Source organism: Pseudomonas sp. zfem003 (assembly GCF_032621675.1).
Lineage (GTDB): Bacteria > Pseudomonadota > Gammaproteobacteria > Pseudomonadales > Pseudomonadaceae > Metapseudomonas > Metapseudomonas otitidis.
The window spans coordinates 88516-101657 of record NZ_JAVYJG010000012.1 but is presented as its reverse complement, the minus strand read 5'-3'; the positions used below and the strand labels follow the sequence as shown (position 1 = coordinate 101657).

The 13142-nt window shown below is 66.9% G+C and carries 9 protein-coding genes; 2 read left to right on the top strand and 7 right to left on the bottom strand.

Features of this window, described 5'->3' with window-relative positions:
• The first annotated feature begins 247 nt into the window (after positions 1–247).
• Together RTK35_RS26365 and RTK35_RS26360 are read left to right on the top strand one after the other, a co-directional pair.
• Positions 248–472, top strand: coding sequence for a hypothetical protein (locus RTK35_RS26365; RefSeq protein WP_301153934.1), 225 nt, complete (start codon positions 248–250; stop codon positions 470–472).
• Between the two features lie 376 nt (positions 473–848).
• Complete coding sequence (locus RTK35_RS26360; protein ID WP_316909368.1) at positions 849–1550, top strand: lipopolysaccharide kinase InaA family protein; 702 nt, start codon at positions 849–851, stop codon at positions 1548–1550.
• 55 nt (positions 1551–1605) lie between these two features.
• On the opposite strand, the gene RTK35_RS26355 is transcribed toward RTK35_RS26360, so the two are convergent.
• From RTK35_RS26355 to RTK35_RS26325, 7 genes are all read right to left on the bottom strand, one after another.
• Positions 1606–4665 (bottom strand): multidrug efflux RND transporter permease subunit, encoded by a 3060-nt coding sequence (locus RTK35_RS26355; RefSeq protein ID WP_172432812.1) that lies wholly within the window; start codon positions 4663–4665, stop codon positions 1606–1608.
• Positions 4666–4686: 21 nt separating this feature from the next.
• Positions 4687–5841 carry an efflux RND transporter periplasmic adaptor subunit gene (locus tag RTK35_RS26350; protein ID WP_044409467.1) on the bottom strand — a complete coding sequence of 385 codons (1155 nt, stop codon included), beginning with the start codon at positions 5839–5841 and terminating at the stop codon, positions 4687–4689.
• A 239-nt stretch (positions 5842–6080) separates the two neighbouring features.
• Positions 6081–7712, bottom strand: coding sequence for a methyl-accepting chemotaxis protein (locus RTK35_RS26345; RefSeq protein ID WP_044409464.1), 1632 nt, complete (start codon positions 7710–7712; stop codon positions 6081–6083).
• Between the two features lie 98 nt (positions 7713–7810).
• Positions 7811–8905, bottom strand: coding sequence for a DUF1513 domain-containing protein (locus RTK35_RS26340; RefSeq protein WP_316909367.1), 1095 nt, complete (start codon positions 8903–8905; stop codon positions 7811–7813).
• Between the two features lies 1 nt (position 8906).
• Positions 8907–9971 carry an imelysin family protein gene (locus RTK35_RS26335; RefSeq protein ID WP_142011806.1) on the bottom strand — a complete coding sequence of 355 codons (1065 nt, stop codon included), beginning with the start codon at positions 9969–9971 and terminating at the stop codon, positions 8907–8909.
• A 10-nt stretch (positions 9972–9981) separates the two neighbouring features.
• The gene (locus RTK35_RS26330) at positions 9982–11409 is read right to left on the bottom strand and encodes a di-heme oxidoredictase family protein (RefSeq protein WP_074971576.1); all 1428 of its coding nucleotides are present in this window, start codon (positions 11407–11409) and stop codon (positions 9982–9984) included.
• 225 nt (positions 11410–11634) lie between these two features.
• Positions 11635–12972 (bottom strand): imelysin family protein, encoded by a 1338-nt coding sequence (locus tag RTK35_RS26325; protein ID WP_316909366.1) that lies wholly within the window; start codon positions 12970–12972, stop codon positions 11635–11637.
• Positions 12973–13142 lie beyond the last annotated feature (170 nt).

Below are 13142 nucleotides of genomic sequence, written 5' to 3'. Positions count from 1 at the left end.
GACGCTTTTTTCACCTTCGTTTGATCTCCCCTTGACCCCCATCCGCGTAGCGTACTGACGCGCGGATGGGGCGGCAGGGAACCTCGAACTGAAACAATTGTCTGCCAGCCTCAGCCGTTGATTTTCTGCGGCGGTGCACCGAGCACCCCGGACCCGAAGGACCGTTCGTCACTCCAGGTCACGGTCACCGCCAGGTGTTCTACGGTTAAGTCACAGCGTTTGGCAGCGCTATCAAGGGGTTGCGATCATGAAATTAGAAATCACGCGAGCTTTGTTCCTCGCCGGCGCCCTGGGAGTCGCCTCTGCGGCGGCAGCGGCCTGGCACGAGCCATCGCCCTCGGTAGTCAGTTCAAACGGTCTCGGCTACTGCCCGGTACCGCCCAACGCCCGGCACAAGCCCCTGGCCAGGCCCGACGATAACCTCCTGCTGCTGATGTACGGCCTGACCCAAGGGCTGCGCGGCCAGCCCTGATCCTCGCCATGGTGCTCCTCCCTCATGACGGGGAGGAGCCCGTCAACACCCTCCCTCCTTCTGCTCCCATCGCCATTCCTCGATTCCCTGCTTCAATACCCTGCTAGCGGTACGGCCTTTGCAACGTCGCCGCTACGAGCCGACGAGCGCAGGGATGCATCGGTGCAACTCCCGGACTAGAGACGCTGCCGCCCATCCAGGCGATGCGATTCGGGGCTTGCCGTCGTGAAGGGGGTTACCCCGTGCACGATCCTGTTACCGCAGGCGACACAAAAAAGGGCATGAATCATTCGCCCACTCGGACGGTCTCGATCAGAACGATGACCTGGAATTCACCAGGCGACGAACGGAGGGGAACCTGATGGCGGCAGGCGTGATGACGTTGGCAGCGGGCACGGACGACCGATTCGAACAGTTCTGGGATTGGCGAGGCGAATGGGTCGAGCCGCCGAACCTGAGGCGCGGCGGCGAGAGCGGGGTGGAGCGGGTGCGCCGCGACGACGGTGTGCTGCTCTACTGCAAGCGCCAGTGCGGCCACCTCTACCGCAGCCTGTTGCACCCCTTCGGGCGCCCGACGGTGCTGCGCGAGCGGGATGCCATCCGTGCCTTCGAGCGCTTGGGCGTGCGCGTGCCACGGCTCGTCTACTGCGGTGCCCGGCGTGGCGGGGAGGCCGGTTGGCAGGCCCTGCTGGTGACCGAGGCGCTGGATGGCTTCATCGATTTCGAATGCTGGTACGCCTCCCTGGCGGGGCGGCCGGATACCGAGGATGAACGTGCCCGGGTGCTGGACCAGATCGCCATGGTCCTGGCCCGGTTGCACCGGGGTGGCTGGCAACATGGCTGCCTGTACCCCAAGCACATCTTCATCCGCCTCGGGGAAGGGCGGGGCGCCATGCCGGAGATTGCCCTGCTCGACCTGGAGAAGAGCCGTCGCCGCTTCGCCCAGGCGCGCGCGGCATTCAATGACGTCGGCAAGATCAAGCGCCACTCCGTCATCAGCGAGGCGGACTGGGCCCACCTGCTGACTGCCTACGAACGCGCCTTCGGCCACCGCGTAGAGGCCCTGCACCGGCTTTGAGCAGCCCCGAACGAAAAAGGCCCCGCATCTGCGGGGCCTTCTCGTTCTACGTGCCTCAGTGGCTCGAGACGGGCTCGGCCTGGGGCTGGTGCTGCGGGTCCTTGCGCGTCAGCAGCGTGTAGACGCACGGCAGGACGAACAGGGTGAACAGCGTGCCGATGGACATGCCGGTGGCGATCACCAGGCCGATGTCGAAGCGGCTCACCGCGCCCGCACCCGTGGCGAGGATCAGCGGCACCATGCCGAACACCATCGCCGCCGTGGTCATCAGCACCGGACGCAGGCGGATCGACGCCGCTTCCTCCACGGCCTCGCGCGGGGACAGGCCCTTCTCGCGGCGCAGCTGGTTGGCGAACTCCACGATCAGGATGCCGTGCTTGCTGATCAGGCCGATCAGCGTCACCAGGCCCACCTGGGTGTAGATGTTCATGCTGGAGATGCCGAGGAACAGCGGGATCAGCGCCCCGCAGATGGACAGCGGCACCGTCACCAGGATCACCAGCGGGTCGCGGAAGCTCTCGAACTGCGCGGCCAGCACCAGGAAGATGATCGCCAGCGCCAGGCCGAAGGTGACGTACAGCGCGCTGCCTTCCTGGACGTACTGGCGCGAGGCGCCGGCGTAGTCGAAGGCGAAGCCGCGCGGGGCCTCCTCGCGGGCGATCTGGGTCACCGTCTCCACCGCATCGCCCATGCTCACCACCGGGAAGCCCTCGATGATCGCCGAGTTCAACTGCTGGAACTGCTTGAGCTTGGTCGGGCGGGCGGTGTCATGCACGGTGATCAGCGTGGACAGGGGCACCATGGTGCCGCTCTCGCTCTTCACGTAGTAGTTGTTCAGCCAGCCCGGGTTGTCGCGGTAGGCCCGCTCCACCTGGGCGATCACCTTGTAGCTGCGGCCGTCGATGGTGAAGCGGTTGATCTCGCCTTCGCCCAGCAGCAGGGCCAGGGTGGAACCCAGGTCCTGCATGGAGACGCCCATCTGCGCGGCCTTCTGCCGGTCGATGTCCACCACCACCTCGGGCTTGTCGAACGCCAGGTCGATGTTCAGGAAGGCGAACTTCCCGGACTCCTCGGCCCGTTTCTTGATGCGCTCGGTCACCTGCAGCAGCGACTCGTAGTCGTTGGGGGTGTTGACCACGAACTGGAACGGCAGGCCCTCGCCGGTACCCGGCAGGGACGGCAGGTTGAAGCCGAAGATCTGCAGGCCGGGGATCTTGTCCAGCTTGGCCTGGACCTGCGGCAGCAGCTCCATCTGGGTACGCTCGCGCTCGTCCCAGGGCTTGAGCAGGAAGCCGCCGATACCCGCCTGCACGCCGTCGAAGCCGTTGATCTGGAACGACGAGTAGTACTCGGGGAAGGACTTGAACAGGTCCACGAACTGCGCCGAGTAGGCGTTCAGGTAGTCCAGGTTGGTCGGCTGCGGCGCCTTGGCCATGAGGAACACGATGCCCTGGTCCTCGTCGGGGGCCAGTTCGCTCTTGGTGAACATCATCAGCACCGGGATCAGGCAGAACACCAGCACGGCGAACACCACCACCACCGGGCGGGTGTTGAGGGTGCCGTGCAGGGCGCGCTGGTAGCGGTGCTTGAGGCGCTCGAAGATCAGGTCCAGCCGGTGGGCCAGGCCGCTCGGGTTCTCCTCGTGGCGCAGCAGCTTGGAGCACATCATCGGCGACAGCGTCAGGGCGACGATGCCGGAGATGATGACCGCGCCCGCCAGGGTCAGGGCGAACTCGCGGAACAGCGCACCGGTCAGGCCTTCGAGGAAGCCGATGGGGGCGTACACCGCCGCCAGGGTGATGGTCATGGAAATGACCGGCACGGCGATCTCGCGGGCACCCTCGATGGCGGCGTCGAAGGGCGTCTTGCCCTCCTCGATGTGCCGGTGGATGTTCTCCACCACCACGATGGCGTCGTCCACCACCAGGCCGATGGCGAGCACCATGGCCAGCAGCGTCAGCAGGTTGATGGAGTAGCCCATCAGCTGCATGAAGAACAGCACGCCGATCATCGACAGCGGGATGGTGATCACCGGGATCAGCACCGAGCGGAAGGCGCCGAGGAACAGGAACACGACCACGATGACGATCAGCACCGCCTCGCCGAGGGTCTTCACCACCTCGTCGATGGAGGCCTGGATGAAGCGGGTGGCGTCGTAGGCGATGGACACCTTCAGGTTCGGCGGCAGCTGCGCTTCCAGCTCGGGCATGATCGCGCGCACGTGCTTGATCACGTCCAGCGGGTTGGCGCTGGGGGTGCCCTTGATGCCGATGTACACCGACGGGATGCCGTCGAAGGAGCTGATGGAGTCGTAGTTCTCCGCACCCATCTCGACACGGGCGATGTCACGCACCAGCACGCGGCTGTCACCCACGGTCTTCACCGGGATGGCGGCGAAGGCCTCGGGAGACTTCAGGTCGGTGGTGGCGTTGATGCTGGTCACCACGTACTCGCCCTTCACCTGGCCGGCGGCCGAGAGGAAGTTGTACTTGCGCACCGCATCGCTCACGTCGGTGGCGGTGACCCCGTAGGCGGCCATCTTCACCGGGTCCAGCCACAGGCGCATGGCGAAGACCTGGTTGCCGAGGATCTCTGCCTCCGCCATGCCCGGCAGGGTCGCCAGCTTGGGCTGGATGACCCGCGACAGGTAGTCGGTGATCTGCGGGTTGGACAGCTCGTCGCTGTAGAAGCTGATGTACATCAGCGCCGAGGCGTCGGCCGACTCCTTGGACAGCACGGGGTCTTCGGCGTCCTGAGGCAGCTGGTTCTTCACCTCGTTGGCCTTGGCCAGCAGCTCGGTGAACAACCGGTCCGAGTTGGCGCCGATGCGCGCGTAGATCGAGATGACCGACATGTTCTGCTGGCTCGACGACGTCATGTAGTCGATGCCTTCGGCACTCGCCAGGCTCTGCTGCAGCGGCTGGGTGATGTAGCCCTGGATGGTCTCGGCGTTGGCCCCCGGGTAGGCGGTGGTCACCGTGATCAGGGCGTTCTCCATCTGCGGGTACTGGCGGATGACCAGCTTGCTGAACGCCTGGAAACCGAGCAGGACGATGAGCAGGCTGACCACGGTCGCCAGGACCGGTCGACGGATGAAGGGATCTGTGAAAGCCATATGCGATTCCTTGGCGCCGCCTTATTGGGCAGCGCTGGCTTGATCTTCCGTTTTGGGGGCGAGGACCGGGTCGTCCACCACCGCGACGTGGGAGCCGTTGTCCAGCTTCAGCTGGCCGGAGGTGACCACCTGCTCACCGGTCTTGAGGCCCTTGAGCACCACCACCTGGCTGTCGCGGCGCTCGCCGGTCTCGACGAAGCGGCGCTCGACCACCAGGTAGGGTTCGCCCTTGTCGTCCTTCTGCTCCTGGCCGTCCTCGCCCTTCTTCGGTGCGATGACGTACACGGAGTTGCCGTACAGGGTGTAGGTGATGGCGGTCTCCGGGACCACCACGCGTTGCTCTTCACCCGGCAGCAGCACGTCGAGGTTGGCGAACATGCCCGGCAGCAGCTTGTTGTCGGGGTTCTTCAACACGGCGCGGACCTGCAGGTTGCGGGTGGTGTCCTCGACCTTCGGGTTGATCGCCGAGATGGTGCCTTCGAACACCTCGCCCGGGTACGCCGCCACGCTCACCCGCACGCGCTGCTCCAGGGCCAGCTTGGGCACGGCCTGCTCGGGCAGGAAGAAGTCCACATAGAGGTTGTCCAGGTCCTGCAGGGTGGCGATGGTGGTGCCGGAGGAGAGGAAGTCACCCACGTCCACCTTGCGGATACCGATGGTGCCGCCGAACGGCGCGAGGATGCGCTTCTTGTCCAGGGTCGCCTTCAACTGGGCCACCGAGGCGTTGGCCTTCTGCAGCTCGGAGGACAGGCGGTCGAACTCGCTCTTGGAGATGTTCTGCCGGTTGACCAGGCTGCGGCCGCGCTCGAATTCGACGCGGGCCAGGGACAGGGTCGCCTCGGCGGTGGCCAGGCTGGCCTTCTCCACGTCGCTGTCCATCTGGATCAGCGGCTGGCCCTGGCGCACCTTCTCGCCGGAGCGGAACAGCACGTCCTGCACGGTGCCGGAGACCTCGACGGTCAGGTCGACGCCCTGGAAGGCCTTGAGCGAGCCGATCGCCGGCAGGCGTTCCTGCCACGGGCGCTGTTCGGCCAGGGCGGCCGACACGCTGATGGCCGGTTTGGGCGCGGTGAACATCGCGATCTGTTGCTTGATAGAGAAGGCTTTGTAGGCGGCAAGGGCGAGCACCACGAGGATGACCGCGCCGAGCATGATGAGCATGCGGCGGAGCAACATATTCCGGTTCCTTGGCAAGGCAGAGTCGGGCCTGGGAATAGGCGAGGCGTGCACCTTATTCCTACCGGCGGGGGCAAGTCAAAGCCCCGGAATTGCAAAAGATTGCGCTAGGCGGGCGGTTTGCTGGCTGCTGTTCATGATCGGCGATGATCGCCGAATATCGCGGATTTTATTTTGGCAGGTCGGCCGGCGCCGAACAGGCGAGGGGGAGGGGAAGGCACATCCCTGTGCCGGGAGAATCAGGCGCTGAAGCGGCGGGTGACGTCGTTCAGTTCGCCCGAGAGGCCATGCAGCCGCTGGCTGGCGCCTTCGGTGCGTTGCACGTTCTCGTTGTTGGTGTTGGCGATGGCGGTGATCTCGGTGAGGTTGCGGGAGATGTCCTCGGCCACCGAGGTCTGCTCCTCGGCTGCGGTGGCGATCTGCCGGTTCATGTCGCGAATCGCCTCCACGGCTTCGGTGATGCGCTGCAGCATGGCACCGGCCTCGGTGACCTGGGTGACGCTCTGCTCGCTGCGGTTCTGGCCGTTCTCGATGGCGCGCACCGCATTCACCGCGCCGGTCTGCACCGTGTCGATGATCTGGTGGATCTCGGCGGTGGATTCGGCGGTGCGCTGGGCCAGGGTGCGGACCTCATCGGCCACCACCGCGAAGCCACGGCCCTGCTCGCCGGCGCGGGCGGCCTCGATGGCGGCGTTGAGGGCCAGCAGGTTGGTCTGCTCGGCGATGCCACGGATCACTTCCAGCACCTTGCTGATGCGCCCGCTGTCGCTTTCCAGGCGACGGATCACCTCGGCGGTGGAGGCGATCTCGCCGCGCATGCCGGTGATGCTCTGGATGGTTGCCTGCATCACCCGCTCGCCCTGCTGGGCGGAGGTATCGGCCTGGTCGGCAGCGCCGGCGGCTTCGGCGGCATGGCGCGCCACTTCCTGGGCGGTGGCGGACATCTCGTGCATCGCCGTGGCCACCTGGTCGGTGCGGGAGAACTGCTCGCGCACGCCCTGGGCCATCAGCACGGCGATGGCGTTGAGTTCGCCGCTGGCGTTGTCCAGCTCGCTGGTGCTGTGCTTCAGCCGGTTGAAGGTGTCGGCGAGGAAGTCCCGCAGCACGTTCGCCGAATTGGCCAGGCTACCCAGCTCATCCTTGCGGCTGCTGTCGACGCGCTCGCCGAAGTTGCCCTGGCTCAGGCGGGCGATGTGCTCGATGAGGGTGCGGATCGGTGCGATCAGGCGGCGGTTGATCAGCCACAGGGCCAGCACGCCGATCACCAGGCTGGACAGCAGCATGGTCACCAGGCCGCCAGTCACGGTAGCGCCGGCACTGGCGCTGATCTCGGCCGACTGCTGAATGCCACGGTCATGCAGCTGGGTGACCAGGGCGGTCATCTGGTCGCTGGCGGCGCGGTCGATGCCCTGCACCGCCTTGTCGCCGGCGGTCGGGTCGGCCCCGGCGGCAAGGAAGGCCTCGCGGCCCTTGCGGTAGGCCGCGCCCAGGCTCTGGTGCTCGGTGCGCAGGCGCTCCACCTGGGTCTGCAGGTCGCGGTCGCCCATGTCGCGGGCTTCATTGACCAGCTTGCCGAGGATGTCCTGGACCTTGCGTTCCTGGTCCTCGAACTGGCCCCAGTACTTGGCCAGGGCGGCCGGGTCCTTGCCGCGCAGCAGCACGTTCTTCCATTCCTGGACCTGGCCTTTGAATTCGACGTTGGCGCTGTCGACGAGGCCGGACGCTTCCAGCGTGCCACCTACGAGATTGCGATAGGACTGGATACCACCAGACAGTGAATTGAAGCAGGCAAGCGCGACCACCAGGATCAGCAGCAGGCTGCCACCCAACAGCGCGAGGAGCTGGCCTCGCAGGGAGTTTTGCAGGGACATGGAAGAACGCCTCAGGGAGGAGGAAGGGAAGTGCAGACAAAGTATAGGTCGGCCGCCATGACCGAGGCGTTAGACCATGGCGACGAAATGCTCGGGTTTCACGCCAGGTGCAGGTGGTTGTCCCAGAGCCCGGCGGGCAATTGCAGCGGTGTGGCGGTGGGGGCGGCCTGGCGGCAGTCGTAGAGGCGGCAGCGCCCCTGGCCAGAGGTGACGACGAAGCCGTCCTTCACCGCGCCCACGCCGGCGCAGTCGGGCAGCGGGGCGTCCAGGCGCAGGGCGCCGCTGTCCAGGTCCCAGATGAAGAAGCGATTGCCGCGTGGGGCGGTCAGGGCCACCAGGCGCAGTTCGTCGTGCACCGCCACGCTGGCGGTGTACTGGGCCATGGCCAGGCGCTGTTCGTCCGCCACGGGGAATGCGACGAACGGCTGGCCAGGGCGCTTGATGGCCAGCAGGTCGGCGTGGTCCCCGCCATCGCCCATGTACTGCTGGCCTGCCACCACGGTGCCGTCGGCGGCGACGGCCAGGTGGCGGATGCTGTTCATCTGCTGCGGCAGGGTCTCGCGGCTGATCAGGCTGCCGTCGCGATGCATCAGCACCAGGCTCGGCTCCATGGCGTCGAGGTTCATTTCCTTGCGGCTTTCCGCTTCGGTGCGGATACCGCCGTTGGCCACAACGAAGGTCTCGCCATCCGGCATCCAGGACACCTGGTGCGGGCCGAGGCCGTGGGTGGACAGCTCGCCCTGGAAGCTCAGCTGGCGGTCGGCGTAGGCATAGACGCCCAGCACGCCGCGGCCAGGGTCGCGGGTGTCGTTGTCGGTGACGTACAGCCACTCGCCGCTCTTGTGGAACACGCCGTGGCCATAGAAGTGCCGGTCCGGCTGCGAGCGCAGGGTCTGCAGCAGGCGGCCGTCCTCCAGATCGATCAGGTAGCTCTCGGTGCCCGGGCGACGGGCAACGAACAGGGCCACCGCTTCACTGGGGTGCTGGACGATGTCGTGGCAGCGCTGGGCGACCCGGGTGACGAACACCTGGGTGCCGTCCAGGCGGTAGCCCACGGCGTAATGGCCGCCGTCGGCATCGTCACGGGCAGAGAGCAGCAGGGGCTCGCGCCCCTTGCGATAGAGCGACCAGCCGCTCAGCGTCACCGCGCCGAGCAGCAGGCTGCCGAGTGCGACCACCTGGCGGCGCAGCATGTCAGTCACCATCGTTGGCATTGAAGCCCAGTTGTACGTTGAGGACGCGGGCCAGCTCGTTGGAATGCAGGCGGTGCACCACGTCCAGGCTGGCGTAGAAGACGCCCAGTTGCTTGAGGCCCTCTTCGCTCTCCAGCAGCTTGCTCAGCGGCGGCTGCAGGGCATCGAGCTTGCTGCGGGCGTCGGCATAGGCGGCGTCGATCTGCTCGGCCAGCGCCTTCTGGTCGCTGCCCAGCAGGCTGCGCAGGCCCTGGCCGTCGACGCCCTTCCACAGTTGTTCGGCGCTCAGCAGGCTGGCGCCGAGGCTGGCCAGGGAGGTGTCGCTGCGCCAACCGTCGGCCTGGTAGGGCTGGGGCACGCCCTTGCTCATGCGGCCCATGGGGGTGCCAAGCTTCTTCTTCAGGGTGTCGAGGGCAGTCACCTGCACGCGCAGTAGCTCCGAGATGGCCTCGTGGGAGTCGGCGTAGCGGGTGTTGGGGAACTTGGTCAGCTGTTCCAGCATGCCGTCCTTCTTGTTCCAGCTCGCGAGGATTTCCTCGGCCAGGGCCTTCTGGCGTTCGCCGATGGCTTCCAGCAGCGGGCAGTAGCGGGCTTTCTGCTCGGCATCGGCCAGGTCCAGGCCGCTGTCGAAGAGGATGTATTCGTAGGCGGACAGGCCCTGCACCACCACGCTGGACTTGCCCAGTCCTTCGGCGTCGATCTGCGGCTTTGCATTGACCAGTTGCTCCACCTGGCGGCCCACCAGGTTCTTCTTGTCCGGCCAGAACTGCACCTGCCAGGCGCGGTTGCCTTCGGCCAGCGGGCCGACCATCAGCGGCTGCAGCTCGGCCCAGGCCTTCTGGGCGACGAGGAAGTCGGCACGGGCCTTGGCCAGGTCCTCCTTGCCGGAGCAGAACGCCAGGGCGCTGGCGGCCAGGGCGCGGTCGGCTTCCACCCAGCGGCTGTAGGTGGGCAGGATCACCTGCTTGGCCAGCGCGGACGTGGCCTGGGCTTGCGGGTCCTGCGGGGCGCAGGCGCCGAGGGCAAGGGCGGCGAGGCTGGTGAAGAGCAGTTTGGGGCGGAACATGCAGGGCTCCTTACAAGGAATTCAGGAATGCCAGCAGCGCGGCTCGCTGCCCGGCGTCGTAGCGCATGACGGTCTGTTTCGCCGCCTCGGCCTCGCCACCGTGCCAGAGGATGGCCTCCAGCAGGTTACGGGCGCGCCCATCGTGAAGGAAGCGGGTGTGGCCATTGACCACCTCGGTGAGGCCGATGCCCCACAGCGGCGGTGTGCGCCAGTCGCGGCCGCTGGCCTGGAACTCGGGGCGGCCGTCGGCCAGGCCCTCGCCCATGTCGTGCAGCAGCAGGTCGGTATAGGGCCGGATCAGCTGGTTGGCCAGTTCCGGTTCGGCGGCATCGGCCCGGGTGGTGAAGCTCGGGGTGTGGCAGCCCTGGCAGCCGGCCTGGTGGAACAGGCCCTTGCCGTCCAGCACCTGCGGGTCGTTGACCCCGCGCCGCGAGGGCACGGCGAGGTTGCGGCTGTAGAACAGCACCAGGCGCAGGATGTTGTCGCTGACCTCGGGCTCGCCGCCGTTCACGGCATTCAGGCAGTCCACCTGGGTGGGCGTGCAGTCGTCGTGGGGCAGCAGGCTGGTGGTCAGGCCCATGTCGCCGGAGAAGGCGTGGGCGTTCTGCTGGTTCAGGCTGGGCTGGCCGGCCTTCCAGCCGAAGCGGCCGAGCACGGTCTTGCCGGCGGCGTCGTCCCAGACCTGGTTGGGGCGGCCGACGATTCCGGGGCCCTTGGCCTCGGACGGGCCGGCATTGGCCAGGATGGCCTCCTCGGGAATGGCCTCCAGCAGGCCCAGGCCGATCATCGGCGGGGCGACCCGCGCGGAGAACATCGTCTGCGGGTGCATGGGGCCGTAGCCCAGCTGGGTGATCTCCAGGGTCGGCTTCTGCAGCTCCACCACGGTGCCGTCGCCCAGGGTGACGTTGAGCGGCTCGTAGCGCATGCGCACCTTGCCTTCCGGCGCGACGCCGGGGATGGCGACGTCCTGCAGTTGTCCGCCGTACACCGGCTCGGGCACCACGCCCAGGCGCTCCAGCATCTGCTGGTGCTCGGCCTTGGCTTCGGCGGGGATGGACAGGCGCACCAGCATCGACACGGCGTTGTCACCGCGAACGCCCGGCGGATGGCCGCGGCCGTCCTTCACGTGGCAGTTCTGGCAGGCGTTGGTGTTGAACAGCGGGCCCAGGCCATCCCTCGCAGTGGTGGAGGAGGGGGCGATCACCCAGGGGTTGCGGAAGAAGCTGTTGCCGACGTTGAAGTCCAGCCGACGGCTCGGGGTGAGGTTGCCGGAGGCCTGGGAGAAGGCGTTGCGGTCATGCAGGTTGATGGTCGCGGCACCGCCGGAAAGCTGCTCGCCGGGTTCGGCCTGGGTGAAGCGGGGGGGCTTGTCGCAACCGGCCAGGGCAACGGCCAGCAACAGCGGCGACAGGTGGCGGAGGGCCGACGATACGGGCATTGGCGGGTCCGGCTGGGGAAAACAGGCGGGCAATGTTAGCAGGCGAACGGCTATTAAATAAGAGGGATTTGCGTTCGTGATAGCGGGTCCGGCTGGCCGCTGCGGAGCGGGTGGAACCCAGGCGTGACGTGCCTTGCAGCGAGACGAGAGACGGATTTCCGGACATGAAAAAAGCGGATGCGGCGATGGGCCGCATCCGCTTTACGGGACGCGTGGACGAGTCGATCAGAACTCGTGGTCGGCGTTGTCCGGCTTCAGGTCGCTGATGCCCAGCTTGCCGGCGGCCTGCTCGATGGCGCCGGTCTGCTTGACCAGGGCGGCGATGGCGTCACGCACCACCTGGTTGCCTTCGGCGTTGTCCGGGGCGATCAACTGGTCGAAGTGCTCGCCCTTGTTGGCGCGGTCCACCAGGACCTGCAGCTTGGCCTCGGTGGCCTCCAGGTCGGCCTTCAGGGTGGCGTCGGCCTGGGCATCGGCCTTGGCGACCAGGGAGGACAGGCTCGGGCCGGTCAGGGTGGTGCCGTCGACCTTCTTGTACTCGCCCAGGTAGACGTTGCGGATGCCCTTGCCGTTGTAGAAGTGCGAGTTGTGGGTGTTGTCGCTGAAGCAGTCGTGCTCGTCTTCGGGCGAGTTGGCTTCCAGGGCGACCTTCATGCGCTCGCCGGCCAGTTCGCCGAGGGACAGGCTGCCCATGCCGAACAGCATCTTGCGCAGGCCGGACTCGGCCGGTTCGGCTTCCAGCTTGGCGCGGTAGTTGTCGGCCACGCCCGCTTTCCACTGGCCGACCATGTATTCCAGGTCGCTCACCAGCAGGTCGGTGACGGCCTTCAGGTAGGTGGCACGGCGATCGCAGTTGCCGCCGGTGCAGTCCTTGCCCTGGGCGTAGTCGGTGGCCGGGCGGTTGCCGGCGCCCGGGCCGGTGCCGTTCAGGTCCTGGCCCCAGAGGAGGAATTCGATGGCGTGGTAGCCGGTGGCGACGTTGGCCTCGGAGCCGCCCAGTTCGTTCAGGCTGGCCAGTTTCTCGCCGGTGATCTCGGTGACGTCGATCTTGTCTTCGCCGACCTGGATTTCCTTGTTGGCGATGATGTTGGCGGTGGCGCCCGGGTTGCCCAGGGCATGCTGGTAGTCCTTGGCGACGTAGTCGATCAGGCCTTCGTCCAGCGGCCAGGCGTTCAGCTGGCCTTCCCAGTCGTCCACCACCGGGTTGCCGAAGCGGAACACCTCGGTCTGCATGTAGGGCACGCGTGCGGCCAGCCAGGCTTCGCGGGCGGCTTTCAGGGTGGCGTCATTCGGGTTGGCGAGGAAGGCGTCCACGGCCTTCTGCAGGGCGACGCCGGTGGTGTGGGCGTCGGTGAACACGGCCAGGGCCAGGTCGGCGTAGTGCTTGACCACTGCCTTGGTCGCTGCCTCGTCCACCTTGGCGGCGGCCGGTGCAGCGGTGCTGCTGGCGGCTGCCGGGGCTGCGGCCTGGGGCGCGGCGGCCTTGTCCTTGTCGTCGCCGCAACCGGCGAGAGTGATGGCGATGGCAAGCAGGCTGGCGGTGGCCAGGGGCATACGACTCATGGCGGATTCCTTCGGTGGTGTTGGGAAGCGCTGCTGCGCGAAAACGGCGAACATAATGCGAAAGATTTGCATTTTTGAAAAGTGGCACGTTGTCTCGCTGTCGCGTTGGGTGTGCCCCGGGTCGCTGTGCCGGAGGGCGGTGGGCGCTAGAATCCGCCGGAACCGAAGAC

What these genes read in the sequence shown, in the direction of transcription:
- RTK35_RS26330 (WP_074971576.1), bottom strand. Translation starts at nt 11,409, where the DNA reads ATGCCCGTATCGTCGGCCCTCCGCCACCTGTCGCCGCTGTTGCTGGCC.
- RTK35_RS26355 (WP_172432812.1), bottom strand. Translation starts at nt 4,665, where the DNA reads ATGGCTTTCACAGATCCCTTCATCCGTCGACCGGTCCTGGCGACCGTG.
- RTK35_RS26325 (WP_316909366.1), bottom strand. Translation starts at nt 12,972, where the DNA reads ATGAGTCGTATGCCCCTGGCCACCGCCAGCCTGCTTGCCATCGCCATC.
- RTK35_RS26345 (WP_044409464.1), bottom strand. Translation starts at nt 7,712, where the DNA reads ATGTCCCTGCAAAACTCCCTGCGAGGCCAGCTCCTCGCGCTGTTGGGT.
- RTK35_RS26340 (WP_316909367.1), bottom strand. Translation starts at nt 8,905, where the DNA reads ATGCTGCGCCGCCAGGTGGTCGCACTCGGCAGCCTGCTGCTCGGCGCG.
- RTK35_RS26350 (WP_044409467.1), bottom strand. Translation starts at nt 5,841, where the DNA reads ATGTTGCTCCGCCGCATGCTCATCATGCTCGGCGCGGTCATCCTCGTG.
- RTK35_RS26335 (WP_142011806.1), bottom strand. Translation starts at nt 9,971, where the DNA reads ATGTTCCGCCCCAAACTGCTCTTCACCAGCCTCGCCGCCCTTGCCCTC.
- RTK35_RS26365 (WP_301153934.1), top strand. Translation starts at nt 248, where the DNA reads ATGAAATTAGAAATCACGCGAGCTTTGTTCCTCGCCGGCGCCCTGGGA.
- RTK35_RS26360 (WP_316909368.1), top strand. Translation starts at nt 849, where the DNA reads ATGACGTTGGCAGCGGGCACGGACGACCGATTCGAACAGTTCTGGGAT.